The following is a 26979-nucleotide window of genomic DNA, read 5'->3' on the forward strand; positions in this document are numbered from 1 at the left end:
ATTTTTCATTCCTTTTCACATTCTTAAAGGTATAACTTTTCATCAAACGGCTTGTTAATTAAATGCATATATTCTAATTCTGTTTTCTTTATTTTTTCAATAATGTTTGGTCTATCTTGACTAATTAAAAGTTCTAACTCCATTATTTTGGTTTCGAGGTCTGTTGAATCAGTTGAAATAACGAAATCCTCCAAATTGAGGGAGTGAGCAAAATCAAAAACTTTAAATCGATATGCTAAGGCGATTGGAGGTGTACCCGCAGCAATAGAAATAATATTTGCATGCAATTTAAAATTGATTGTGAAAGAAAAATTTGATATAAGGTCTATTAACGCATCTTGATGATAGAGGGTTGTGTCCAAGATGACATTTTCTTGATCATTTATTTTATGATAAATTGATTTTAAAGCTGGAATATCTTGATCCCAGACCGTATATAAGTGAATTTTGTAGCCTTTTTGAATGAGTGATTTTATTACGTTCACTAATGAATTCTCTAGCTGACGCTCATTTGCTCCGTATATGCGGTTAAAAGATGTTCCCCAATTAACTCCAATTACTTTGTTTGTAGATGGGAAAGATACTTTATCCTCTTCTTTGAATGTAGTTCTCTCTGAGAGAAGGAACCCAGGATCTCCGCAAATCATCATTTTATCTTCGTTTGCTCCCATTTGCTTAATAATTTCGTACGTTAATGGTCCCCTAACACCTACAAACTCTGCATGCTCTATGACTTCTATTAATTTTTTCTGAATATCTTTCGTAAAGTATTTATCGACGTTAATTCTTTTTCCTTCTAATAATAATGGAATATGGTTTAATTGAATTAAATCTATACCTGACCCCCAAATAAGTACTTTCTTGCCTCTTTTTATAGCTTCATATAACAAAGGAATGTTATTTTTACAAATAATAGAGCCACCTCCTAACACAATTAAATCATGTGTATCAAGGTTATACTCTTCGATTGATGTGCGCATATAAGTACCTTTTAGCTTCCATTCTTTATCAGCTAATATTTTATTGAATTTATATCGGAAAAGATCCCAAAGCAAATCATCACCAAGGTTTTTATAACCAATCCATCCGACATATAAAACTTTTTTAATTGTATTTTCTCCCTTTAATTCTGAAAAAAATTGATGATTATATTTCACACTTTCATCATTCGGACGATATTTCTCAGCCTCCTTATTATGTTTAATAGACTGATCTACATCACCTAAATTCCAATAGCATACACATAGTTGCAAGTGAGGATACCATGTTGAATAGGCAAGCTGCTGAAACCCGTCAGTATTTGTATTCCAATTGTGAAGGGCCGTATGAAACCAAAATGCTGCTGTTTGATAATCATTCTTTTCCATGAAATAGCTTCCTAAACGACAGCAAATCTCTGGACGTGGATAGTCATATTTAAAAGATTTTAATAAGCAATTTAATTCTTCTTCTTGATCGCCTAAATGACTATTGCAGTCAGCTAAGTTGAGGCATGCCCTAATTTCATCCTCCACCCAGCCCTCTTTGGTAGCTAAAAACTCTTCATAATAACTAATAGCTTTTTGGTAAAATTGATGGTCCTTTAGTTCATTAGCATAATAATACAAATCTCTAGGAGTAAAATTTTCTCCTTGTTTAATACGATTTTCATAAATTTTTAGATTCCTTCCTTCACTCACATCATTTTCCTTTAAATGTTTATGGTGACTAATTGCAATATCTGATTTAATAATATTTCCTGATACTGATAAATACTCATGCACAACTCCGAACCACTTAAACTGATTTACTCGTTTTACTAAACGATTTCTTCTATAACTAAACGTTGGATTCCCATACTCATCAAAGGCGATATTGTAGATCATAGATACAGCATCTACAGACTCCTCTAAAGCCTCTTTAAGTTGTAATAATTTTTTTAAATCTTCTTGCTGTACCACATCATCAGCATCTAACCAAAGGATGTATTCTTTAGTAGCATGGCTAAAAGCAAAGTTTCTTGCATCAGCAAAATCATCAATCCATTCATAATCAATGATTTTGTCTGTATATTTTGAAGCGATTTCTTTCGTTTTATCTGTAGATCCAGTGTCCACAATAATGATTTCCTCACAAGCTTCCTTGACACTGATTAAACAATTCTCAAGTGTTTGTTCTTCATCTTTAACGATCATACATAAACTGATTGTAACCACAGATCGCCCTCCTGTTTTGTTTTATCAATACAACATAATATGTTTGCAGTATTCTTATGTGAGCTTTGAGCCTCAAGACAACACCCTTATCATTTTTACTAATATGATAGATCATACGAAATATAATTTTTTCATCAACTATATGTAAGGAGGTTAGTATGTACGAAGAACTAAAATTAAAAGAATTTAACAAGCGATTAGCTCAACAACACATGTCCGAAAAACAGGTCTTATGCCAAAAGGACAAAGCCAAAGACTCATTTCATATCGTTTATGTGATGTCTAGTGTAGCTGTAAGTGGAGGAGTAAAAATTATTTTTGAGCATGTTAATCGTTTAACACGCCTTGGCATTAAAGTTACAATTGTGACACATTTTGAAAAACCTCATTGGTATCCAATTGATGCTACCTATATACAAGTTCCATTTACGATCGAATTAGCAAAAGGAATACCAAATTGTGATGTTATTGTTGCAACCTACTGGGATCATATTCAATCCTGTATAGATACAGGTATTGCGCCAGTTGTTTATTTTGAACAAGGTGACTTTCACTTGTTTGATTATGAAAGTATGAATGACACGTTAAAGGTATTTATTAAACGTCAATATGAACTGCCGACATTTATATATACAGTATCAAAAAATGCAGCTAAATTGATAAATAGAAATTATGGTCGAAACGTAAGTGTCATTCATAACGCAATAGATGAAAGCATCTTTTACGATGGAAGTTCTTCATTCAAATCAGAGAAGCCGTATATGCTAATGGTGGGTGCAGAATCTGCTTCTTTTAAAGGTATACGTGAAATTATTGAAGCGTATCAAGCCATTCAACCAGAATACGATATATCGTTGTTTTGGATAACGCCTGAGGAGCCGTCAAACGACATGAGAAATAAGGTTACAAAAGCCTTCGTTCAACCTAGTCAAAGTACAATCGCAGATTTATATAGAGGTGCGAGATTATATGTATCTGCGTCTCATTATGAAAGCTTTTCTCTTCCACCATTAGAAGCCATGTCTTGTGGTTGTCCTGTCGTTACGACGGAAAATGATGGCGTACTAGAATATGCTATTGACCGAGAGAATGTTCTACTATGTAGAATTAGGGATCCGATAGACTTAACTAGTAAAATCAAAAAAGTGCTAGATGACGATGAATTAGTTGATTTACTTATAACGAATGGACTTTCTACCGCCAAGCAATTTAAATGGCATGTGACTATAGATGAAATTTATGATTATTATAAGAAGGTTGCATCATTTGAAGTAAAGCGACAACATACAGAGGAAGATTGGAACATAGGAATTTCAGAAGATGCATTTATCAATCCAAGCGATTACATTAAATTTCTTAAACTAATAAATATAACAAAAGCATCTGTCATAAAAATTCCAGTCGTATACGAAATTGATAGCTCCATAAAAATTGCTCGTTGGGAAGTCGTCGCATACCATAAAAATATACAAAATCATGTAGAAGATATTTGCTATAGTCCAGTTCAATCCGATAATAATCAAATATTAATCAATCATAAAGGGTATCGACCTTTCATTGAAAGAGAGTTTGAAGAAGCATTAAAGGACTTTACTTCGCTATATGATGAAACGAGAGATCCACAACTTCAAGCAGTATATTTCCGGTGGATGTTATTATGTTTATACCGCCTTCAAAGGAGATTTGAAGCGAAAAAGAAATTAAGAAAGCATTCATTTCAAGATAAGTACTTCTCTGAAATATATTTTCTAAACAAACTTCTTGAGAAGAAAAATTCAAATGAAACAAATACTTGGAATATGTCCATTTTAGGAGATGCAGTATCGTATCCTGAATACATTTATCAAATTAATAAACTATCTGTGTAATAAGTAACTCTTAACCTCAACATAAGATCCATCATTAGAGTGTAGAGAAGGGTATTTACTACACTCTATTATTCTCTTTGAAAATATTGAAACTAAATAAAGGCTCTTTTCGTAAACTTTGCTGCTTTTTATTAGCTACAATTGGGTAACCGGTGTGAAATATGATTTTTATAGTAGTATTTAGCTCTATTTACGAAAAATAATAATTAATGTAAACACATTTGTATAAAAGGTAAAGTAAATATTTTACCTAAGCTGCCGACGCTATCCTTTAGCAGGTTGAAGTTATTAACAATTTTATCCACAGTTTACACACAATGTCCACAGCTTTAAAAAATATATATTGAGAATGTATAATGAAATTCAGCCTTTCTACGGAACTAATATATTCTCAAAGCTCATCAATAACATTATTATTCATACATAAAGATATGGAAGTGGCACAAAAACAGCATCAAAATAACTTTTTGAAGGGAAAAAGAATATAGATAATTATTAATAAAAATTATTAATATATAGAAAATTCATTAATAAAGTCTAAGATGGTAAAACCTTTTGATGAATCTGTCACACATCTTAGTTCATTTACTTTGCTTAGTATTTATCAAAAGAGTTAACTTTTTAACAGTTTTATCCACAGTTTATTCACAATATCCACAATATTTACAATAAAAACTGTATAGGAACTCTCCTATACAGTGGTTTTACTGGGGTATTGTGGATTGTTGTATATTATTCATATTAGTCATCGTCAGGTATGACTAATGATTGGCACTCAGTATTGAAATCAAATGGAATGACTTGTTCATATGGAGGTGGCATGAGATCTGCGTGTAGGTTATCCTCATATGGTGTATCAATTGGGTCACATTGTGAGTCAACTTCCTTCTTGAGATTGTTAACAACAACTTGACCGATTTGTCTACCTAGGCTTAGTCCTTCATCATTGTCAATAGGGAAATGAACGAGTCCATATAATCGAGAAATGGCACATTCTTCGGCTAATTCGTCTAATCTTAAAGATTCCCCTGGGAAGAAATATTTTAATAGCTCTGCAGCACAACCAGCAACAGCGGCATGGCCTGAAGGGTACGTAGGATGTCTTGGTGTACAAACAACGGTTGCTAACTCTTGGTCTAGCTGATCAGGCCTTGCAACAAGCCATAGAAATTTATAAAACCAAGTAATGACAAATGCATCATTTATAGCACTTTGCACTGCACCCAATATTCTAGCAGCTCTAGGTGCTGTGACACCATATGTGTCAATGAGTCGGTCAATTATTGGTGTCCATTGCTTTGTCGCAACACCTGTACCCCAATATTTCGCTACAGTTTTTTTATGATCATCTAGATTATCTCTTACTTCTAATACTTTCTCTAGTTGTTCATTCCAATCAATATAATTTGGGTTTTTAATAGAGAAATAAATAGGTTCTTTGTTTGGAAGAGTAATAAACTGATTGCCACATCGCTTAATATAGTAAGTTGACCATGATCCTGCATATGGTTCTTCAGGGTTTTTAGGAGGTTCACTTTCTCCAGCATAAGGAATCTCATTCCATCTCTCATACGTACATTTACATTCACAAGAATTAAATAGACAGTTACAGTTCAATGAATTCACCTCTTTTCTTTTATTACTAGTCTATTCAATAATAAACATAGAGGTTTGATTCATTAGTCTATCGTGCGATAAATTGATAAAATCGGCTAATAGGTGTACAGTAACGTAGTTGCTCATATTAAGAATTTGACTATCCTTTATGAAAGGCTTTTTTCGTAAACTTTGTTGCTATTATTACTAAAAATGGACAGTATGATTAGTTTTTTACAAATTCCATCATTAGCAAAGTAGAAAAGATGTCACGATCGCTATAGATGCTTACGTGTTTAAATCTTAGTGAGATAAGTAATAATTAAAAAAACAACCATCTTTCCTACATTGGAAAAATGGTTGTTATGTTTTTTATGATCGCTGATTTTAATAAAGCATATTATTTGGTGAATTTTAATTAACGAAAAGAGCGTTCATTTTAGAACATAGATGAACTGTGTAATGGCTGTAGCTTTGCTTTTGGATCAATGTATGACTTTGCGTTATTAACAGCGGTAGGTGCTTCACCAAAGCCAGAAGCAATTAGCTTTACTTTGCCGTCATACGTACAAATATCTCCAGCAGCATAAATACCTTGAATATTGGTTTCCTGCTTAGAGTTTACAACGATAGAATTTTTTTCGATTTCAAGTCCCCATTCTTTAATAGGACCAAGAGATGAAACGAAGCCAAAGTTAACAATAACGTCATCTACATCAATCACTTCTTTTGTTCCTTCTTTAGCTTTCTCTAAGACAATTTGTTTAATAGCCTTTTCATCACCAATAATTTCAACAGGAACATAAGGTGTTTTTATGTCAACCTTTGAATTTATTAAATTTTCTACACTGTGCTCATGTGCACGGAATTTATCACGACGGTGAATAATGGATACTTTCTCTGCAATTGGCTCTAACATTAGTGACCAATCTACAGCCGAGTCTCCTCCACCACACACGACTACTTTTTTACCTTTGAATTTTTGTAAATCATCTATAAAGTAGTGAAGGTTTTTCCCTTCATATTCTGTAGCTTTTTCAAGGTCAATTCTACGAGGCTGAAACGCACCATTACCAGCAGTAATGATAATTGTTTTAGAATAATGTATCTCACTATTTGTTATTAGCTTAAAAACTCCGTCTTCTTGCTTCTCTAGCTTGTCTACAGATTGATCTAAACAAATGGTTGGTGAAAACTTTTCCATTTGCTCTTTTAGATTATCAATTAGCTCTTGAGCCCGGATTTTCGGGAATCCAGCTACATCATAAATGTACTTTTCTGGATATAGTGCTGATAATTGTCCACCTAATTGTGGAAGGCTTTCGATAATTTTTACACTAGCCTGCCGCATTCCCCCGTAGAAAGCCGTAAACAATCCTGAAGGACCTCCACCAATAATGGTAATGTCATACACTTTTTGATCTTCTTTCAAACCAAATCCCCCCATATGTGAAGCTACATTTAATAGTATATTTGTTTCTGCACTATTTATCATACCACATGCATTCAAAAATATCTTAAGCATAAATGCAGAAATTTTTGATTTATTAAATTGTGACAGTTTAAAAAACTCCATTATTGGACTAAAGTGTAAAATTTGTCGAAACGTTGAAGAAAAAGGTTATTTTTTAAATATTCTTAAGTTTATAAATGTAGAATTTGTGCTTGAAAAACATGTATAAAAAGAATATTATGTAATATAGGAAATATGTTAAATTTTTGTGACAAATTTAACCCTTATCATACCTATATTTTTTGATAGTGTTTTGATTAAGTAAGTGAAGAAATTCACATTGTTCTTTGTTCATGAACTTGGAAAAAAATACTATATTGGTAGATACCAAGCTTTTCATAAAGAAAAAACGATAAAAAATCTCATAGCGGTGAATGATAAGTATAACCGCAATATAATTTATTAAAGGTGGATGTGATACGGTTGAGAAAACCAAAAATAGTTATATTAGGTGCAGGTTATGGTGGATTAATGACAACAGTTCGTCTGCAAAAATATTTAGGCGTTAACGAAGCTGAAATTACGTTAATAAATAAAAATAGCTATCACTATGAAAGTACGTGGTTACATGAGGCATCGGCTGGTACATTACATCATGATCGTGTACGTTATCCAATTAATAATGTAATAGATAACAGAAAAGTTAACTTTATCCAAGATACAGTAGTAGAAATTAAGCGTGAAGAGAAGTTGGTTGTACTTGAGAATAATGAAATAACTTATGATTATTTAGTTGTCGGATTAGGATTTGAGTCTGAAACTTTCGGTATTAAAGGCTTAAAAGAGCATGCTTTTTCAATTGCAAATATTAATGCTGCTCGTCGAATAAGAGAACATATTGAATATCAATTTGCTAACTATAATAATGACAGTGAAAATCGTGATGAACGTTTAACGATCGTTGTAGGAGGAGCTGGCTTCACTGGTATTGAGTTTGTTGGAGAACTAGCAAATCGTATACCTGAGTTATGTCGTGAATACGATATTGATGAACATAAACCACGTATTATATGTGTAGAAGCAGCACCAACTGTATTACCAGGATTTGATCCAGAGTTAGTTGAATATGCGGTAGGTCATTTAGAACGTAAAGGTGTAGAATTTAAAATAGGTACTGCTATAAAAGAATGTACAACAGAAGGTATTATTGTTGCAAAAGGCGACGAAGTAGAAGAAATTAAGTCAGAAACTGTTGTATGGGCAGCGGGTGTTCGTGGAAATAGTATCGTTGAAAATTCAGGCTTTGAATCAATGCGTGGTCGAGTAAAGGTAGAAGCTGATTTACGTGCTCCTGGACATGATGATGTATTTATCGTAGGTGATTGTTCATTAATGATAAACGAAGAAATTAATCGACCATATCCACCGACAGCCCAAATTGCAATGCAACAAGGCGAAACATGTGCGAAAAATTTAGCTGTCCTCGTAAGAGAACAAGGAGAATTAGAACAATTTAAACCAGATATAAAAGGAACAGTATGTTCATTGGGTGAAGATGATGCCATTGGTGTTGTATTCGGTAAGAAAATCACAGGCTCAAAAGCTTCATTTATGAAAAAAATGGTAGATAATCGCGCGCTATTTTTAGTAGGCGGACCGTCATTAGTAATGAAAAAAGGAAAATTTAATATATTTTAAACATAAGGCTCTTTTCGTATACTGTGCTACTAACTAAAAGCAACAATCTATGCGAAAATAGCTAAACCTAAAAAAAGCAATTGCATAAAACTTGTGCTATTGCTTTTTTTAGGTTCTTTTGGTGAACTTATTACCATCATTATCTAAAATTACAAAGAGTATGTAAAATTAATATTTGCGTCCGATAAGATACATGCATGTGGTTTGTATAGTAAGACGATAAATAACATGGGAGTTGTATAAATATGGGGAGAGAAGATAGAGGTAAAGTATGGCTAGCAGTTGCAGGTGTAGTGACATCAAATAATGGGGAATGGCTAGTTGTTAAGAAGAAATACGGTGGACTCAAAAATAAATGGTCCTTTCCTGCTGGATTTGTAGAACATAATGAAACATTAGATGAAGCTATTTTGCGAGAGGTTTATGAAGAAACGGGAATTGCTTGCGAAATAGAAGGAATGATTGGCTTGAGAACAGGTGTTATAAGTAATGACATAAGTGATAATATGGTGTTGTTCTCATTAAAAGCTCAGAGTGAGGAAATCGTTATTCAAGAAAAAGAGTTGTATGACGCAGCATTTATCTCACCTGATGACTTAGTGAAAGATCCAGATTCATCAATATTACTCATCCGTTTTTCACAAAAGGAATTGCAAAACAGAAAGATGTATGACGACATAAACCCTGGTAGTCAATTTGGTTATACAAAATATAAATTGTTTCTTTAAGTTTTGATCGTATAAATTTCTCTTATTTTTCTCATCGACATACTTTAGCCTTCTTTAATTATTTGAAAAAGTGTGATTAAAGAAGGATACAGTTGTATAAGACCTTTGTAATCGCTTACATAAGTACTTTTTCGTCAATAACGTACCTTTCCTTATTATAAAATTGTTGGTAATATTATCAGAAAATTTAAATTAAAATAAAAACTTAATGGAGGGTGTTATTAATGGAAGCTATTTCAACAGACAAAAAAGAATGCCCATATTGCTCTGGCAAAGGTTATATTCAACTATTATTAGGTGGATCAGAAACATGTACTAACTGTGGTGGTAGTGGCAAGAAATAGAACAATGAACATTACACGACAGTAAAATGAATAAGCAGATTAATACGTTCACATTATAATGGTACTTTAATCTTCATAGTTTGAATGAAAGCTTATAGTAAAGTGTTTTGTACTTGACCCCTATACCATCATTCAGTACACTTAATGGTGGTAGCTGGAGGTGAGTAGGATGGAAATGAGTGTACCGGTTTTAATCATTTCAATACTGTTATTTTTTATTTTATTCTTTGGAATTGGATTCCTTCTAAATATGGTTTTACGAATGACTTGGATTATGGCAATTATTAGCCCGCTTATTTTTATACTAATTATTGACAAGGTCAGATTTATAGATTATTTTACTGAACCAAGTGCATCATTTACAGATTTATATGAAAATTTTATATCGTTAGCTCCAGCTGATGTTATCATATTAGCTAGCGGTTTAATTGGTGCTATTTGCTCAGGAATTACAATAAAAATATTACGGGCAAAAGGTTACCAAATGTTCTAAATGGAGATCTCAAAATTTTGAGGTCTTTTTTTTGTTGTTAATTTTTGTTATTTTACATATCGAATATCTCAACAATAACGTGATAATTTCATTGTTTTAACTAAGTGACATCGTCAATCAAATTTCAATCGACATTCTATAGTTACAATAATTTTTCCTCTCTCATGAATATTTCTTTCTCTTTTTGGAAAGTAATAGATTCGTGAGAGGAGTGAAAAATAAAAAATGAGTTTACTAAGAACTATTACTAGAAGAGCAGTAATGACTATGCTGTTGGTTGCTGCGTTATTTGTTACTTTTCAGTCATTTTCCGGTGTTGAGGCTAAGTCAATTATCGGTTGGGTGCAAAATAACTATCATAAATCTACTTTAGTACAGGAAGAGTTTTTACCGGAATATAATTATTTACAGAGGGACATAAGTTTACCTTCAAAATTGTTAAACAGAATTGCTGTAAATCCAACGGAAATTTCATCAAGTGAAGAGGTAAATGCGGAACTAAGTCTTGAGGATCTTGACTGGAGTAAATATCCTTCAATGAAGGTGACAGCAACAGGATATACTGCAGGCTTTGAGTCAACTGGAAAAACACCAAGTCATCCACAATATGGTATTACATACTCTGGGGTGAAGGTGAAAAGAGATTTATATTCAACTGTAGCTGCAGACCTTAGAGTTTTTCCAATTGGAACAATTTTATTTATCCCGGATTATGGGTATGGTGTTGTTGCGGATAAAGGCGGTGCCATTAAAGGTAATAAAATTGATTTGTACTACGAAACTGTTGAAGAAGTGTATGAAGAATGGGGTAAAAAAACTGTTGAAGTTTATATTATTGAGCGAGGATCAGGTAAGCTTACTGAGCAAGATTTAACGGTCTTAAATGAAAATGAATCTATGCAAGTGTTTAGACAACAATATATAAACTCAAAAAATTAATATAAGTTTTTTTCAAAAGTTTTGTTGTTATTGTTACCTATAGAACAGCACGAGGTGGTTTTAAACGTATGCCATGGGACCATGAATGTTAGTTTTGTACAAATTGATTTGGTTATACAAAAAATAATAATCAATATAAATAGCCTAACATAAAGGTGATGGTGACTCATAAATTATAGAGTCACCATTTTTTACATGCTAATCAAATATTGTAAAAGGAGCGTTAAAAAAATTCCAGTTAAGCCACCAAAGAACACTTCAATAGGCTGGTGACCTAATAATTCTTTCAACTCCTTACGCTTTTCTTCTTGAGGTTTTTTAGGCCATAATTTTGCTTCTCCAACGAATTTATTGAAGTCTGACACTAGTTGATTTAACACAGTTGCTTGTTCACCGGCGTGGCGTCTGACACCAGTTGCATCAAACATAACGATAATTGCAAATACAGTCGATAGGGCAAATATAGGTGAACCAAACCCCTCTTCTATAGCAATGCCTGTCGTTAATGCTGTTACAGCAGCCGAATGAGAGCTGGGCATTCCTCCTGTACTAGTTAGTAATGACCAATCAATTTTTTTAGTAGCAAAAAACTGAATTGGAACTTTGACAAATTGTGCAAAGAAGATTGCAAGTAATGCAGACCATAAAGGAAAATTTGACATTAATTCCATTTGACTAAAACGCCCTTTCTTGCTGATATAATTAAAAGAATATGATACGCTTTTCTAAATGTCCAGTTTCAGCATTCATCCCCAAGGGATACCTTAAAAGATCTAGCTAATGTGCTCACCCATTTAGAAGTGCGAGCGCTTACGCTTTTTGGAGGTAAAATACTTTGGCCAATTATCCATTAGAATACTATCAATTTTTTATTAAATTTAATGAAGGAGATTATTACACATGTCATGACCTTCTTGAAGAAATATGGATGACTGAAAAGCATAATTACTTTTTAAAAGGACTTCTTCAAATGACAGTAGCGCTTTATCATTATGGCTATGGAAATGTAGAAGGCGCACGTTTAATGATGAGAGCAGGGCATCAATATATTCAGAAATACCGTCCATCTTATTGGGGTATTAATTTGGAAGAAGTCAATGAATTTATTGAAAAATGCCTTATTATTATACCACAAGATGTGGATCGGGTTTCTTTCGAACACATTGATGGTTTGCCTAAACTACCTACATTATTATTATACTTAAATGAGGAACGAGAAGAATAATTTGAAATGTTTTCTTTTTGTAAATTTATTCGTTATCATATATGTGGAGGTGTATAACAATGTTTATTGTGAAAAATGATTTAGATTTTACTCAATCATGTGAAGTCATTGTCATCGGTTTATTTGAGAAAAATAAACAGTTGAGTGGCTTAGCTGCTGAGGTTGATACTGTTCTGGAAGGTCAAATTACTAACATGTTAAAGGATGGGGATATTTCAGCAAAGAAGAAGGTTATTTCAAAAGTACATACACTAGGAAAATCACCTATAAAGCGTTTTTATTTCGTTGGCTTAGGAAAAGAAGAACAACTTACATTTGAGATTGCTCAACAAGCTTTTGGTAAATTATTTAAACAACTAAGAAATGAGAAATTTGAAGAGGTCGCAATTGCAGTAGATTCGTTTGCAACAAAAAATATCGATGTATTTGATACATCACATGCCATAGGTGAAGCGTTACCACTAGCTACATATCAATTTGCTAACTATAAACAAAAGGCGAATGAACCTAAAAAAGAAATAACACATATAACAGTATACAGCGAACATGATATTAGGGAAATTGAGGCTAGTCTGGCAGTTGGATATGCATATGGAAAAGGTACAAACTCTGCACGCACACTTGTAAATTTACCTGGAAATATGCTAACTGCAACTGATATGGCAAATTATGCTATTGAACTAGCAAAAAGGTATGAATTTGAGTATGAGATTTTAGAAAAAGAAGATATGGAAAAATTAGGTATGGGCGCATTTCTTGCAGTAAATCAAGGCTCTGTTGAACCACCTAAAATGATTGTACTTAAATATCAAGCACAAGAGAAATGGGAGAACGTGATTGGCTTAGTTGGGAAAGGTATAACTTTTGATACAGGTGGTTACTCAATTAAACCTAAAAATGGGATTGTAGGTATGAAATCAGATATGGGTGGGGCAGCATCCGTACTTGGTGCTATGGAAGTGATTGGAGAGTTACGTCCAGATCAAAATGTAGTTGCTGTTATACCATCAACTGACAACATGATTAGTGGTAACGCACTGAAACCTGATGATGTCATTACTGCAATGAGTGGGAAGACTATTGAAGTACTAAATACAGATGCAGAAGGTAGATTAGCGTTGGCAGATGGAATAACATATGCAAAGCAGCACGGAGCTAATTACCTTATTGATGTTGCTACATTAACTGGTGGTGTTATCGTTGCTTTAGGCGAAGATATGACAGGTGCAATGACAAATAATGAACCGCTGTTTGAAAAGCTACTTGAAGCGTCTTATGAAGCTAGCGAACCAATTTGGCGTTTACCAATTACAGAAAAAGACAAAGAAAGAGTACGTAATAGTAAAATGGCAGATTTAAATAACTCACCTGGGCGGGAAGGTCATGCCATTATGGCAGGAACGTTCATTGGTGAATTTGCAGAGGATACACCTTGGGTTCATCTTGATATTGCTGGAACTGCAACAACTAGGTCTCAACATGATTTAGGTCCAGCAGGTCCTACAGGAGTAATGGTAAGAACACTAGCAACATTTGTTGAACGATTTAGTGACAGTAATGACTAAAGGTTTGATGCCCAAGCTTCATCGCTACTTTTACTAATTCAAATATTTTGTGATTGTTTTTCGCAAGCATCTTTCGTAACCTTTGTTGTTATTTACAAAAAATGTATCATCATTTTTTAGAAGAAAAGATGATACAAAGCTTTAGTTGTATCCGTGTTTATTAACTAGTACGAAAAACAACAATTAATACGAAAACAGCATGTAGCAAAGAATTGAAACAGCAATTACAGTATAGGGTACGAATGAGGAAGTAATTAAAAGCTTGTAGAGCGAAAGTTCTACAAGCTTTTTTCGTGTGACCAAGTTTTACTATGAGTATCAGTCATGTTCTTGTAAATAATAATTGGGTATATATATATTAATATTTGAAGAGGGAAGAGCATGAGATTAACAATTTTCTTTGTAATATTATTTATTAGTTTTGGAATGTCAAGTTCAATTGCTGCGGCCAAGCAAAATCATACAGTAACAATTATTGTGAAATCCTCACCAACATCTCTTTACGAAAGTAAAATGACAATAAAATCAAAGGAAATTATTTCAAAGTTAAAAGACAGTAAAGGTGTGCATACAACAGAGCATATGCCGTTAACAGATACTTTTGTCGTAATAAAAAGTAATGGAGTGAACCAAAAGTTTTATGTAAATAACAACTGGCAACTTTACAATATTAAACAACAAAAAAAGTGGAATATTCCAAGTAAGTTAGTTTCACAACTTAAAGATATACAACAAAAACTTAAAGCTCAGCACTATGGTACGATCATCCCCTGGGAACAAGTTAATGAGATAATTCCAAAGTATAGTACGTTTAAAATTATTGATATTGAAACGGGTTTATCCTTCAATGGTCAACGAAGAGCAGGAAGTAAGCATGCTGACGTCCAGCCAATTACTAAAGAGGATACCAAAATCATGAAACAAATATTTAATGGGAAGTGGAGCTGGAATAGACGTGCAATCATTATTATGGCTGATCATCAGAAAATTGCTGCTTCAATGCATGGTATGCCTCACGGAAGTGGTGCTTTAATCAATGGATTCCCCGGGCACTTTTGTATACATTTCAAATCTAGTACAACCCATTCATCAAGAAGTGAAGATTTCTCTCATCAATTAATGGTTCGAAAAGCAGCAGGCATCACTGGTGAATATTTTTTATCTATATCTCCAATGGAGCTAATTGATTCTTTTTTGTTTAGTGTCAACCAACGCGACTTACATATATTTTCAGCAAGTATAATAGGAGGTAAAAGAATGGTTGCAGAGGACTATTTCAATAAATTTAATTCATTAGAAGGGATTGCTCGAACATCACCTATACCTTCTGAAAACAGCACTGGATCTCTTGTTATAGACATACCTCTAAAAATTGAATATTATGGAGAAGACTTAGGGGCGGTTCAAAAAATTATACATTTCTATGTTACAAGAAACTCATTTGTTGATCCTTGGAAACTTGAGATTGAAGAGATAAGGAAGCAGATTTTTTTTGATTGATTTTTCAATCAGGTGGAGTAGGCTTCCCACCTGATTTACTACTATTCAAGTTTTCTTCAGTTTACTTATGATACTTTAGGTTTTAGCAAATCTTCAAAAGACTCTGCTGTTATAGGTTTACTATAGTAATAACCTTGAATTGTATGGCATCGTAATTTATCTAAGTATTTTACTTGTTCCTCAGTTTCAACGCCTTCTGCTATGACCTTAAGGTTTAACTGTTGGGCCATTGTTGTAATACTAGATACAATAGCAGCATCTTTCGGGTTATTTGTTATATCACATATAAAAGATTTATCAATTTTTAATTTATCTACTGGAAAATTTTTTATATGACTAAGAGAACTATAACCTGTTCCGAAATCATCAATTGCGATTTGAACCCCGATTTTTTTTAAATCATCAAGTACATTAAGTGCTCTGTCTATATCAATTGTTACACTTTCTGTTACTTCTAGTTCTAGGAAATGTGGGTCAAGCTGTGACTTAATTAAAGCATGTTGAACTGTGTCCCTTAGATTATGTTGAAAAAATTGGCGCATTGACAAATTAACCGATGCCTTTAATGTATTAAATCCTTTGTTATGCCATTTTTTCAGTTGTTGGCAAGTTGTTTCTAATACCCATTGTCCTAAAGGTACGATTAATCCTGTCTTTTCAGCAATAGGAATGAAAGTTGCAGGAGATATGTACCCTTTTTGTGGATGAACCCATCGTATCAATGCTTCTACACCAACTATTTCTCCAGATAGAACATTAATCTGAGGCTGATAATGCAATGTTAATTCATTTTTTTCAATAGCATTTCTTAATTCACTTTCGATCATGATCTGTTCATATGCCTCTTTCGTCATTTCTTGATCAAAAGTCTTATATGTATTCCCAACCTCTTTTGCCTTGTATAGTGCAGTACTAGCATTTTTTATAAGAGTGTCTACATCTGTTCCATGTTTTGGATATATTGAGATACCAATACTAGCTGTAATATGGAAGGTGAAGCCTTTGGCTACAATTGGTTCTTGGATTGTTGATAATATATCTTGTGCATATTGATCTGCATGTTGTTCATGAATGTTCTCAATCAAGACTGCGAAAGCAGCACTTACCTTTGCAACCGAAGTTTGATCATTTGTTAATGAATTAAGCCTTTTGGCAATTGTTTGTAAAAACAAATCACCTAAATCATGTCCAAGCGAATGATTTACGTTTTCGAAGCGATCTAAATTTATATACAATATGACAATATTTTTGCCGAGTAACTGATTCTTTATTGCTTGACTGACTTTATTAATAAATAATTGTCGGTTGGGTAGGTGTGTCAATTCATCGTAAAAAGCAAGTTCGTTAATCTTGTTTTGGGCTTTCCAATAAGCAGTAATATCATTTAGTGAATATATAATATTCGTAATTTCTTGATTGTCATCAAATATAGGAGCAGCATTAACAGAAAGAACTAGTTTATGACCATCACTATGTTCAAGAAAGCAGTGTTTATTCATAATAGCAGTTTTGGTTGCTAATATGGGTTCATAAATAAATTGACTACTAAGGATGGGTGTACCATCTAGTTTGGATATTTTCCAAAAAGGATCAGCTACGTTTTTTTGTAGAATATCTTCTTTTTTTAAACCAATTAAGTTTTCAAAGGCAGGGTTTATAAATGTAAGGTCGCCCTCTCGATTTACAATAATAATTGAACTTGGAATTGTTTCAACAATAACGGATAATTTTTTTTCATTTGTATAGAGTGCCTTTTCTACTCTTCGCTGTTGATTCATTGGCCCTGCTATTGTTGTAAGGTATATTCCTTTCAACATGAAAAGAGTTCCGATAAGAAAATATATTTGTCCAAGAAGGGTTATGAAATCATGGTGATATTGCGAAAAAATGACCAACAATTGACCCAGTATAAATAAGATTAGTGCGTTTATGATTATTAAATATGAATACATCTTAACAGATCGGTAACGTTTGTGGAGTATAACAATAGTTGCAAAATAGAACAAGCATACAAAGTATGTTAAAAGTCTATGTATCGGTGTTATGCCACCATTCATGTCGTATAACTTAGGAAAATGAATAGCCCATTTAGAAAGTGACATAAATAAGATAATTGATACTAGTGTAGAAATACTATAAATAATCCACTTTTTATGTGTGATCAGTACTAAATCATTAGAATAATAAATAACAAATAATGATGAAGCTAATAACACTTGGATGATTATCCAGAACCATGCAGAAGTTTCTATGGAATGGGTGACTATAAACTGAGGCATTCCATCATAAGACAAGAGTCTAAATAGATTTAATAATGAGAGAGTCCAAAAAGTAGTACTTATGTATAATTGTCGCCGTGACATTTTTGAGGGAGGAATAAATCCGTTTTGTGTTGAGATAGTAGTGGTAACTGCTATACAAATAAATCCGACAATAATATAAATAGGAAAGTAAAATTGTTCAGAGATGACATGAGTATTATTAAAAAAAAACACTGCTATCATAAAAATAACAGAAGCGATAAAAGTAAAAACAGAGAATTGTTGTTCTTCTTTGTTTAAATGAATGTTAAATTTATTCATTGTCATATATCGATCTCCTCGGAAAAAATATATTCCCAGAATTTATTATATTTTAAACGAAGAAAAATGTCAAATATTGCGAATTTTGTTTTTTCGAGAAGATGTATGAGGTTCTGCTGTTATTTACTTAAATTTCTAGATTGTATAGTTGTCATTGTTTTTAAGGAAGGAAACTTACGACATATATATTAGGAATGGAGGACGAGACAAAAATTAACAATCTTAATAATATTCTTACAAATGGTTTATACTCTCCTTAATACTGTTTGTTAAACTATGGGTGTGGTCCCTCATACAAAGTGATAAGGAGAGTTATAATGGTGGAACTTAAGGTAGTTATCCCAGTCCTTATATTTCTTTTATCTTATCTGTTATTTGCAGTGGTTTTATTGCGAAAAAAATAGCTTATTCATTTTTCGATAGAGGAATTCGAAATAAAAACTCTACACCATGATTTCTATTAAAGACAGTAATCTCTGCATTGTGTATATCTACGATTCGTTTTACAATGGTCAAACCAAGGCCAAAATTTCCTTGCTTACCTTTTGTATAGGGCTTAAATAGGTCTTCGATCTCATCATCTGGAATAGTGGGTCCATCGTTCCAAATTGAAATAATTATTTGTCCATATTCTTTATTCATAGTAATTTTGATTATATTGTTCACATATCTTAAGGCATTATCAATAATATTTTCAAAGGCTATTCTCCATTGCTCACGATCACCAGTTATCGTAATGCTTAAAAGAGATAGTTCAAATTGAATATCTGAACGTTGAAGCTGGAATTGTGAATAAACCTCTTCAATGACCTCTTTTACGTTAAATGTTTCATCCATAGTTTGTTGCTGGGCGAGATAATTGAGCTTAGTAAGATAGAGTAAGTCCTTGATTTTTGTTTCCAATCTTTTCGATTCGTTTTCAATCGTTTCAGCAGTTTGTTCTATCGTACCATTTGGATAAATTCCGTCACGAATTGCTTGAGCAAAGCTTCGTATGACCATCACAGGTGTTTTTAAATCGTGAGATACGTGTTGAAGCATGGTTTGTTGCGCTGTATCCTGCTCTTTTAGCTGTACTCTCATTTTTTCTATCGATTGAGATAAAACTCCTATTTCATCTCGTCGTTTAACAACCATTGGTTCATCCCACTGTCTGTTTGCAATATGATGTACATGCTCTTTCATTTGAACAATAGGTTTTGATAGCCATTTTGCAAACAAAAATGCTAATAAGAGTCCACCAATTAAGACGAATAACATTAACTGTACTAGCCGAGAAAATAGTGTGTGTACTAGCTCTTTACGGTATGAATCCCACATAAAAGAAATGATAAAACCTTGTTCAACAACCCTTGGTTGTCGCAATATCTGTATTTTACTAATGGTGTAATAGATTGTCTGTCCTTGAACAAGCGTTTCATAACGAGCAGTTCCTTCCTTTTGTCTCCGAGCATTAATGTACATGTTAGCTAATGTTTGTTTTGGAAGGATAGCGTTTTCTACAATGTTCCCCTTAAAATCTAACACAACGTGGTTTACGGAGCGCGCATTTTGTTCACTTTGTTGTTGTTCAAGTGAGTTTTCTGAAGGTGTATAATCATTGGTCATCTGTAGCTGTGAGTTTTCAATTGTCGTGAAAATTTCGTTTGTAAAAAAAGAGTTTAGTGTGTTAGGAATAAATGTAACTAATGTCACACCGATAAAAATGATTAATCCAGCAAATACAACAGAAATTTGAATTGACAGGGGCCAATTTTTCATGTTGATTCAACCGTTCGATATCCGAAACCATATAATGTTTCTACACGCAATTCTGTAACCTTTTTACGAACTCTCCGTACTAAATCATCAACAACTCTGTCTGAACCGAAGTAATCACTCCCCCAAATATAATCAAGAACCTGTTCACGGGAAAATGCTTGCCCTATGTTTTTAACGAACAATAATAATAAATCAAATTCCTTTGATGATAGTACAACCTCTTCATTCTCTATGTGTACGGTTCGCTTTTCTTCGTTAATCACATAATTTCCATAATGAATGGCATTATGTACGGTTTGCTTGCCATAAACTCTAGTTAATAGTTTTTTTGTGCGGATAACTAACTCCTTTGGTAAAAACGGTTTAGCTAAGTAATCATCGCTTCCTAATTCCAAACCGATGATACGGTCTAGATCCTCATCACGAGCTGAAATAAAAATAACCGGTGTTTGCTCATCATGCTCTTTAATGGCTTTAATTAATTCATAGCCATCTATATCAGGGAGCATTATATCTAAAATCCATAGGTTTGGCTGCTCTTTAATTGAGTTCTTAGCGTCAAGTCCTGTATGAAACGATTTTACATGCCACCCCTCATTTTGCAAATACGTTGTTAATATTTGGTTTAAATTCATTTCATCCTCAACTAGATATATTGAATAACTCAATGGAAAAAAGCCTCCTCATATATGTCTTCACAACCATAAGAGGCGTATGTATTTACGCCCCTTAAGGTATTATCATTATAACTTTTTCTTAGGTGTTAAGAAAAGGGCTAACCTCCTTTTCAATCGTGACATTGTGGGCTTAGACATTACTTATATTTTATATTATAGGCAATATTGTCAAAGAATTATCAAGGAATTGTGGGAAATTATGTGATGATACAAATGAAGTGTGTTTTCACTGTATTCTTTCGTTGTGATAAAGCGTAATCATTTGGTGTTGTTGAGGTGTTACATTGTATAAAAAATAACCATCTAGCTACTTTAATTTAGCTTAGATATCAACAAAGTATAAGAAAAGAGCCTTAGCTAAACCTGTTCTCGAACTAATTGTAGTTGTTCGTACTAAGAATTAAATACGGTATTTAATGCGATTTCGTGGCATCTTTTCTTTCTCGTAAGACGACATAGCTTAATATAGCTAAGCACCTGTTTAAATTTAATTACAATAGCAAAAAGTATAAGAAAAGAGCCTTAGGTATACCTGTTCTCGAACTAATTGTAGTTGTTCGTATTAAGCAATTAAATACGGTATTTAATGCGAGTTCGTGGCATCTTTTCTTGTTAGACGACACGACATAGCTTAAAACATCTAAGCACTTGTTTAAATTTAATAACAATAGCAAAAAGTATAAGAAAAGAGCCTTAGCTAAACCTGTTCTCGAACTAATTGTAGTTGTTCGTACCAAGTAATTAAATACGGTATGTAATGCGAGTTCGTGGCATCTTTTCTTTCTTGTAAGACGACATAGCTTAATACATCTAAGCACTTGTTTAAATTTAATAACAATAGCAAAAAGTATAAGAAAAGAGCCTTAGCTAAATCTGTTTTCGAACTAATTGTAGTAGTTCGTACTAAGCAATTAAATACGATATATAATGCGAGTTCGTGGCATCTTTTCTTCTTTAAAACGATGACTGTTGCGTGACATGTGTCTTAACTAGTTTACTAATTACTAACAATAGCAACAAAGCTTTATGATTATCCCCAACGCAATAAAAAGAGGAGATTGATCAATAATAAGTGACCAATCTCCTCTTAAAAAGGCTTTTAGATATTATAAAAATCTCAACCAAACATATGCATGTGCGATGATAAGTGAAACGATTGTAATCGGTGCACCAATTTTTAAGAATTCAATATAGCTAAATCCTTTACCTTCTCTAGATGCCATACCAGCTACAATCACGTTTGCAGATGCTCCAATAAGTGTACCATTTCCACCTAAACAAGCACCAAGAGCGAGTGACCACCATAATACATCTATTTCCGGTGAAGCTGGAGTTAAGCCCATTCCAATTGCCATATCTTGAATTAATGGAATCATCGTAGCAACAAAAGGAATGTTATCAATTGTTGCAGAAGCAACACCTGATACCCAAAGTATTAAAAGAGATGCTGTACCAATATCTCCACCTGTTACCTCTAGTGCTTTTTCAGCTAAGCTTCCAATTAAACCAATATCAATAAGTCCACCTACTAATGTAAACAAACCTACGAAGAAGAAGATTGTTACCCATTCAACAGATGCAAACACTTCTTCTAAATCATGCTCTTTCACACCAATTAGCATTAACAATGTTGCTCCTGCCATTGCAATAACTGCCGCAGGAATATGGAAGATACTATGAAGTACAAAGAAACCTAAGATTGTTAAAAGAAGCACTGATAATGATTTTTTCATTAAAACAGTGTCTTTTATGTAATCTTTTTCGTTTAAGTTCATTAATTTATCAATAAGAGCTGGGTCTGCCTTCATTTGTTTTCGATAGATAAAGTAGATAATTACAAAAGTAACAGCCATAATTACAAGCACGATTGGAGCTAAATTAACTAAAAACATATTAAACGTTAAATGTGAGTTTGCTGAACCAATCATAATGTTCGGAGGGTCACCAACAAGTGTTGCAGTACCACCGATATTCGAAAAGATGATTTCTGAAATTAAAAAAGGAACTGGATTTACTTTCAAAATTCGTGTAATAGAAAATGTAACAGGTACGATTAGTAATACTGTCGTTACATTATCTAAAAATGCTGAGCCTACTGCAGTCAACAGCGAAAGCGCAAGTAGGATATTCATCGGCTTCCCTTTAGCTAGTTTTGCCGTTTTAATGGCAACATATTGGAAAACTCCTGATTGACTCGTAATAGAAACAAGAATCATCATACCAATTAATAAGGTAATAGTTTCCCATTCAATATGGTGCTCATAAGCTGCTTCTAAATCAACAATGCCTAAGAAGATCATTAATCCAGCACCTAATAGGGCGATGACAGCACGGTTAATTTTTTCTGTAATGATAAAAGCATACGATATTAGAAATATCGCAATAGCTGCAAAATATTGGAAGTCACTTACTCCCGTTGTTACTGCTTCATACAATGATATTCACTCCTCTAATATTTATCTGTAGCTTCTAGTTGTCAGCGATAACTTTTCCACCACATTTTGGACATACAAGTGCTGTTACATCAATATTTAAGTCTTCGACAAAAAAAGAAAAGTCGCCTTTCTCACAATCGACTTTTAACAATCTGTCGATTAGTAGTTTTTTTGATTTAGAGCCAGAGACGGATGTATCAATCACTTCAATATGTTCATCTTTTTCTGAATTATCTTCCAGTAAAAGCTTTCCAACTGTTTCATCTTCCGTCCGCCAGCCACGGCCAACAACATGTTGCTCAAGTTGACTATGAGAGGCATTATTCAAAACTTTTTTCGCCAAGCTTACGAGTTGCTCATTCGTTAAAGAACCAAAATCTAAATCATGACCATGTTTATCCCAGTAGCCCTTAAGGTGTCCTTCGGTTAAAATAAACTTCACCATTTTATGAATGACAACGTTTTTCATAACTTTCCTCCTTATGTCCTCAGTTCTCTAAAGAACATTATATGTGTTTTTACTGTTAGACTCAAACAAAGAATAAATTTATTCTTTGTTTTTTTTTAGGCTAATAAACTCTCTTTATATAGGAAGAAAGTAGGCTATTAGCCTGGTTCATTTATGAACATATTTTTTTTTCTTAAGGCTCTTTTCGTCACCTTTGTTACTATTTTTCCTAAAAATGAACATTATTATGAGAACTCTTTAATATTAAATGTAGAAAAAGATGCCACGAATGTGATTGTATACGTGCTAATATCTATAGATGAAAAGCAGCAATCAAATCAATGCAAAAACAGCATTTTGAAAAAAACTAATCTATTCACTATGAATAGTGAGCCTTTTCGGAGTGTCTATTTACATAATGAATAGCTCCCCACAGTATAAATGCAGCAAGTAGAAATAATAATGAAGTAATAAAGAATACAGAAGATATGCCAAAATAACCAGATAACACCCCACCCATCATTGGTCCGATGACATTACCTAAAAACCGAAAACTAACATTGTATCCGAGTACTTCACCTTGCATAGCAACTGGTGCAACTTGACGGATATATGCAGTTGTGCAGGGGATTAAACCACCTACTGCTATACCGAAAATGAATCTAGCAACAACAAGCTGCCAAAATGAATGCGCAAATCCTTGTGGAATAAATGTAACAGAAGAAAATACTAGCAGAAGGACAAGTACTTTTTCATGACCAATTTTATCACCTAAATTACCCCACTGTCTTGTTGCTAGTAAGTTACCGAAGCCCGTTGCAGAAAAAGCCATACCTGCCAAAAATGCTATATTTGATCCACTGGTAAGGTCAATGACGTATAGTGCTAGCAAAGGCTGAACACTGAAATTCGCAATTTGGATCAAAGTAGTTACTAAGAGAATGGTCATGAGTATTGGCTGGTGTAAGATATGGGAAAGTACCTCTTTTCTAGAGTATGTTTGTTGTTTATCTTTCTTCTTACTTTGTCTAACTTCTTTAATTCCAAGTAAAACGACGATGGTAGCTAGTAATATACCAGCTGATGTAAGAATGAAAGTATATTGGAAGCCGACTGCATCAGCTAATAAACCACCTAACAAAGGACCGAAGAGCCCACCTGAAACAGTACCCATTTGTAATGTGCCTAAAGTCTTACCTGCTTCTTCTTTCGGAGTTTGTGCAGAGATAAGAGCTAAGGAGGTGGGGATAAAGCCTGTCACTACGCCCATCAAAAGACGTAAAGTAAAAAGTTGCTCAACACTTTGAACAAATGCTATTAATAGAGTGCATAGCGCAATTCCTGACCCGGATATTAACAGAACCTTTTTATGACCATGTTTATCTCCGAACCTTCCCCATATGGGAGACATAAAAAAAGCAGTTAAAAAAGTTATTCCAAATACAAAACCAGCCCAACGTTGTACATAGTCAGCAGAAAAATCCCCCATCGTTTCAATGAAAAGGGATAAGAATGGCATGATCATTGTGGCACTTGCAGCAACAAAAAAGTTTGCAAACCACATGATTAGTAGATTTCTATTTTTAATTGAAATGACAAACACCTCTTAGATGTAAGATATTGTTATCAACATATTATATATGAGAAAGCTACAGAAAGAAATCATTTAATACGATGGCTAAGTTGACGAAAAATTGCTTATATTTAGCTATTTTTAGGCTCTTTTCGTAAACTTTGTTGTTATTTTCACTAAAATTCGACAGTATGATGAGTTTTATGAGAGCTGATGCCACGAACGCTAGATGTATACGTGCCTATACCTTTGAACGAAAAGCAACAATCAATGCGAAAACAGCCTTTTTAAAAGAAAGATGCTTAAAAGAAATTAATGGACTCTTAAGGCTAGAGGTTATCTAGGGTACTCATGTTAACTATAATTAAAGTATAACCGGTTGTTATTTACGCTAATATTGGCACGTAGTTACAAATGGTATTTGTGACATTTTTTAGCTGTAAAATAACCGTGGTGACAGACCCTTTTTAAAAATATTCTTTTTCTAGATTTATTAAGTTATCAATACTTTGAAGTGCCCATGCACTGTTGTCTTCTTGCAGTTGTTCTTTCATAAGCTCAAGAGCTGTGCGTAAAGATTTTTCATAGTCTAGGATGTTACCGTTATATTGCTTAACCATCTTCTTGGGGATATTTGCTTGTTCACCAAAGGCTAACGCACGACGTTCATGAAACAATGGGACGTTAATTTGTTTAGGATTATGTAGATCCCCTTGCATTGGGTGGGTAATAACAGCTTTAATCTTGACTAAATAATGATTTTCCCGAATGTTAGTAATTTCTCCAACATATTTCCCAGTCTTATATATCGCTGTAACAAGGTCACCGGTTTGGAAGTGATTTTGTGTCAAAACTGATTCCTCCATTCATTTATATTTGCTGTTTTCGCATTGTTTCTAGTTTATGAAGGTTAGCTTATGTAGCATGTTATCATCGTAAAAATGATGACATACTTAGATAACCAACATCATTCAAATAATATAGCAACAAAGTATACGAAAAGAGCTTTCATATTTAATTTTAATTATGAAGTAAAAAGTGCATCTTGACAAAAGATTAGTTTTTACTGGTGGTGGACTTGCTTTTTTTATATGATAATAGTTGATATAAAAAAAGAGGGAGACTAAAACCATGAAAAAAATGATTGTTATGATATCAAGTCTATTTTTCATACTTGCTGCCTGTGGCACTGCGGAAGTGAAGGAGGAAAATACTTCATCAGATCAAGTACAACAAGAACAAGTCGATGAGGAAAATGATGAACAACAAGAAGAAAACAACGAAGAACAAACTGAGGATCAGGTTGAGTATCCTCAATTATCGGATGAGACTACAAATTTTCCAATTGTAGAAATGAAAACAACAATGGGTATAATTACAATCAAGCTATTTCCAGAGATGGCGCCAAAGACAGTTGAAAATTTCCTTACACATAGTGAAAATGGCTATTATGATGGAGTAACATTTCATCGAGTTATTAATGATTTTATGATTCAAGGTGGCGACCCAGAAGGGAATGGGTATGGCGGAGAGAGTATTTACGGTCAACCTTTTGAAGATGAATTTTCACGTCAGCTTTTTAATATTCGAGGAGCACTATCAATGGCAAACAGTGGACCAAATACGAATGGTAGTCAATTTTTTATCGTTCAAAATAAGAATCTTCCTTCTGGGTTTGAAGCGGAATTGGAGAAAGCAGGTTTTCCTAAAGAAATAATCGCATACTATGTTGAAAATGGTGGAACCCCACATTTAGATTTTAAACATACTGTTTTTGGACAAGTAATAGAAGGAATGGATATTGTCGATGCAATTGCTAACGTTGAGGTTGGAGAGAATGATAAACCAATTGAACCGGTAATTATCGAATCAATTAGCGTGATTGAGTAGCTGGAAAGG

General features: G+C 33.5%; 21 protein-coding genes and 1 pseudogene. 10 read left to right on the forward strand and 12 right to left on the reverse strand.

Going from position 1 to position 26979, the window contains the following annotated elements; all coding sequences use genetic code 11:
- Positions 1-23: 23 nt before the first annotated feature.
- Positions 24-1157 carry a polysaccharide pyruvyl transferase family protein gene (locus V1503_RS13335; protein ID WP_410629432.1) on the reverse strand — a complete coding sequence of 378 codons (1134 nt, stop codon included), beginning with the start codon at positions 1155-1157 and terminating at the stop codon, positions 24-26.
- Positions 1146-2195 (reverse strand): annotated as a pseudogene (locus tag V1503_RS13340) (glycosyltransferase); the annotation flags it as partial. The gene V1503_RS13335 and the pseudogene V1503_RS13340, both read right to left, overlap by 12 nt.
- Positions 2196-2353: 158 nt before the next feature.
- Here V1503_RS13340 and V1503_RS13345 point away from each other — a divergent pair.
- A complete protein-coding gene (locus tag V1503_RS13345) occupies positions 2354-4063 on the forward strand; it encodes a glycosyltransferase family 4 protein (protein ID WP_410627574.1) in 1710 nt (569 codons plus the stop codon).
- A gap of 741 nt (positions 4064-4804) precedes the next feature.
- Here the strand turns inward: V1503_RS13345 and V1503_RS13350 are convergent.
- Positions 4805-5680 (reverse strand): vanadium-dependent haloperoxidase, encoded by an 876-nt coding sequence (locus tag V1503_RS13350; RefSeq protein WP_214481043.1) that lies wholly within the window; start codon positions 5678-5680, stop codon positions 4805-4807.
- Between the two features lie 418 nt (positions 5681-6098).
- Entirely contained in the window at positions 6099-7091 is a 993-nt protein-coding gene (locus V1503_RS13355; protein ID WP_410627577.1) for an NAD(P)/FAD-dependent oxidoreductase, read from the reverse strand.
- A gap of 495 nt (positions 7092-7586) precedes the next feature.
- Here V1503_RS13355 and V1503_RS13360 point away from each other — a divergent pair, with 495 nt between their 5' ends.
- The 5 genes from V1503_RS13360 to spsC all read left to right on the forward strand — a co-directional run bounded on the left by V1503_RS13360 (position 7587) and on the right by spsC (position 11314).
- The gene (locus V1503_RS13360; protein WP_320257837.1) at positions 7587-8810 is read left to right on the forward strand and encodes an NAD(P)/FAD-dependent oxidoreductase; all 1224 of its coding nucleotides are present in this window, start codon (positions 7587-7589) and stop codon (positions 8808-8810) included.
- 245 nt (positions 8811-9055) lie between these two features.
- Positions 9056-9538 (forward strand): NUDIX hydrolase, encoded by a 483-nt coding sequence (locus V1503_RS13365; RefSeq protein ID WP_320257838.1) that lies wholly within the window; start codon positions 9056-9058, stop codon positions 9536-9538.
- Between the two features lie 224 nt (positions 9539-9762).
- Positions 9763-9882, forward strand: coding sequence for a YuiA family protein (locus V1503_RS13370; protein ID WP_214481039.1), 120 nt, complete (start codon positions 9763-9765; stop codon positions 9880-9882).
- Positions 9883-10051: 169 nt separating this feature from the next.
- Entirely contained in the window at positions 10052-10375 is a 324-nt protein-coding gene (locus V1503_RS13375; protein WP_214481038.1) for a YuiB family protein, read from the forward strand.
- A gap of 225 nt (positions 10376-10600) precedes the next feature.
- A complete protein-coding gene (spsC, locus tag V1503_RS13380; protein WP_214481037.1) occupies positions 10601-11314 on the forward strand; it encodes a stationary phase survival protein SpsC in 714 nt (237 codons plus the stop codon).
- A gap of 191 nt (positions 11315-11505) precedes the next feature.
- Here spsC and V1503_RS13385 read toward each other — a convergent pair whose 3' ends face one another.
- Entirely contained in the window at positions 11506-11985 is a 480-nt protein-coding gene (locus V1503_RS13385) for a divergent PAP2 family protein (protein ID WP_214481036.1), read from the reverse strand.
- Between the two features lie 164 nt (positions 11986-12149).
- Here V1503_RS13385 and V1503_RS13390 point away from each other — a divergent pair, with 164 nt between their 5' ends.
- The 3 genes from V1503_RS13390 (at position 12150) to V1503_RS13400 (ending at position 15604) form a co-directional block, all read left to right on the forward strand.
- Positions 12150-12539, forward strand: coding sequence for a DUF309 domain-containing protein (locus V1503_RS13390; protein WP_214481035.1), 390 nt, complete (start codon positions 12150-12152; stop codon positions 12537-12539).
- Between the two features lie 59 nt (positions 12540-12598).
- Positions 12599-14104: a leucyl aminopeptidase gene (locus V1503_RS13395; RefSeq protein WP_410627581.1), complete on the forward strand. Its 1506-nt coding sequence runs from the start codon at positions 12599-12601 to the stop codon at positions 14102-14104.
- A 381-nt stretch (positions 14105-14485) separates the two neighbouring features.
- A complete protein-coding gene (locus V1503_RS13400; RefSeq protein ID WP_410627583.1) occupies positions 14486-15604 on the forward strand; it encodes a hypothetical protein in 1119 nt (372 codons plus the stop codon).
- 65 nt (positions 15605-15669) lie between these two features.
- Here the strand turns inward: V1503_RS13400 and V1503_RS13405 are convergent, their stop codons facing one another.
- The 7 genes from V1503_RS13405 to kapB all read right to left on the reverse strand — a co-directional run bounded on the left by V1503_RS13405 (position 15670) and on the right by kapB (position 25931).
- Positions 15670-18192: an EAL domain-containing protein gene (locus tag V1503_RS13405; protein ID WP_410627585.1), complete on the reverse strand. Its 2523-nt coding sequence runs from the start codon at positions 18190-18192 to the stop codon at positions 15670-15672.
- 399 nt (positions 18193-18591) lie between these two features.
- Entirely contained in the window at positions 18592-19947 is a 1356-nt protein-coding gene (locus V1503_RS13410; RefSeq protein WP_320257842.1) for a HAMP domain-containing sensor histidine kinase, read from the reverse strand.
- Positions 19944-20615 (reverse strand): response regulator transcription factor, encoded by a 672-nt coding sequence (locus tag V1503_RS13415; protein WP_320257843.1) that lies wholly within the window; start codon positions 20613-20615, stop codon positions 19944-19946. Before V1503_RS13415 ends, V1503_RS13410 begins: the two co-directional genes overlap by 4 nt.
- A 1115-nt stretch (positions 20616-21730) precedes the next feature.
- On the reverse strand, positions 21731-23059 hold the full coding sequence (locus V1503_RS13420; RefSeq protein WP_320209519.1) for an ArsB/NhaD family transporter: 1329 nt from the start codon (positions 23057-23059) through the stop codon (positions 21731-21733).
- A 34-nt stretch (positions 23060-23093) separates the two neighbouring features.
- On the reverse strand, positions 23094-23528 hold the full coding sequence (locus tag V1503_RS13425) for a hypothetical protein (RefSeq protein ID WP_214481028.1): 435 nt from the start codon (positions 23526-23528) through the stop codon (positions 23094-23096).
- A gap of 358 nt (positions 23529-23886) precedes the next feature.
- Positions 23887-25071, reverse strand: a complete 1185-nt coding sequence (locus V1503_RS13430; RefSeq protein WP_410627589.1) for an MFS transporter — start codon at positions 25069-25071, stop codon at positions 23887-23889.
- Between the two features lie 476 nt (positions 25072-25547).
- Positions 25548-25931: a kinase-associated lipoprotein KapB gene (gene kapB, locus V1503_RS13435; RefSeq protein ID WP_410627591.1), complete on the reverse strand. Its 384-nt coding sequence runs from the start codon at positions 25929-25931 to the stop codon at positions 25548-25550.
- Positions 25932-26211: 280 nt separating this feature from the next.
- Between kapB and V1503_RS13440 the strand changes: the two genes are divergently transcribed.
- Positions 26212-26970, forward strand: coding sequence for a peptidylprolyl isomerase (locus V1503_RS13440; protein WP_410627593.1), 759 nt, complete (start codon positions 26212-26214; stop codon positions 26968-26970).
- The last annotated feature ends 9 nt before the right edge of the window (positions 26971-26979 follow it).

Source organism: Nanhaiella sioensis (assembly GCF_046557775.1).
Lineage (GTDB): Bacteria > Bacillota > Bacilli > Bacillales > SM2101 > Nanhaiella > Nanhaiella sioensis.

Coding starts and splice junctions, on each gene's coding strand:
- V1503_RS13345 (WP_410627574.1), top strand. CDS start 2,354: ATGTACGAAGAACTAAAATTAAAAGAATTTAACAAGCGATTAGCTCAA.
- V1503_RS13365 (WP_320257838.1), top strand. CDS start 9,056: ATGGGGAGAGAAGATAGAGGTAAAGTATGGCTAGCAGTTGCAGGTGTA.
- V1503_RS13370 (WP_214481039.1), top strand. CDS start 9,763: ATGGAAGCTATTTCAACAGACAAAAAAGAATGCCCATATTGCTCTGGC.
- V1503_RS13375 (WP_214481038.1), top strand. CDS start 10,052: ATGGAAATGAGTGTACCGGTTTTAATCATTTCAATACTGTTATTTTTT.
- spsC (WP_214481037.1), top strand. CDS start 10,601: ATGAGTTTACTAAGAACTATTACTAGAAGAGCAGTAATGACTATGCTG.
- V1503_RS13385 (WP_214481036.1), bottom strand. CDS start 11,985: ATGGAATTAATGTCAAATTTTCCTTTATGGTCTGCATTACTTGCAATC.
- V1503_RS13395 (WP_410627581.1), top strand. CDS start 12,599: ATGTTTATTGTGAAAAATGATTTAGATTTTACTCAATCATGTGAAGTC.
- V1503_RS13400 (WP_410627583.1), top strand. CDS start 14,486: ATGAGATTAACAATTTTCTTTGTAATATTATTTATTAGTTTTGGAATG.
- V1503_RS13405 (WP_410627585.1), bottom strand. CDS start 18,192: ATGACAATGAATAAATTTAACATTCATTTAAACAAAGAAGAACAACAA.
- V1503_RS13410 (WP_320257842.1), bottom strand. CDS start 19,947: ATGAAAAATTGGCCCCTGTCAATTCAAATTTCTGTTGTATTTGCTGGA.
- V1503_RS13425 (WP_214481028.1), bottom strand. CDS start 23,528: ATGAAAAACGTTGTCATTCATAAAATGGTGAAGTTTATTTTAACCGAA.
- V1503_RS13430 (WP_410627589.1), bottom strand. CDS start 25,071: ATGTGGTTTGCAAACTTTTTTGTTGCTGCAAGTGCCACAATGATCATG.
- V1503_RS13440 (WP_410627593.1), top strand. CDS start 26,212: ATGAAAAAAATGATTGTTATGATATCAAGTCTATTTTTCATACTTGCT.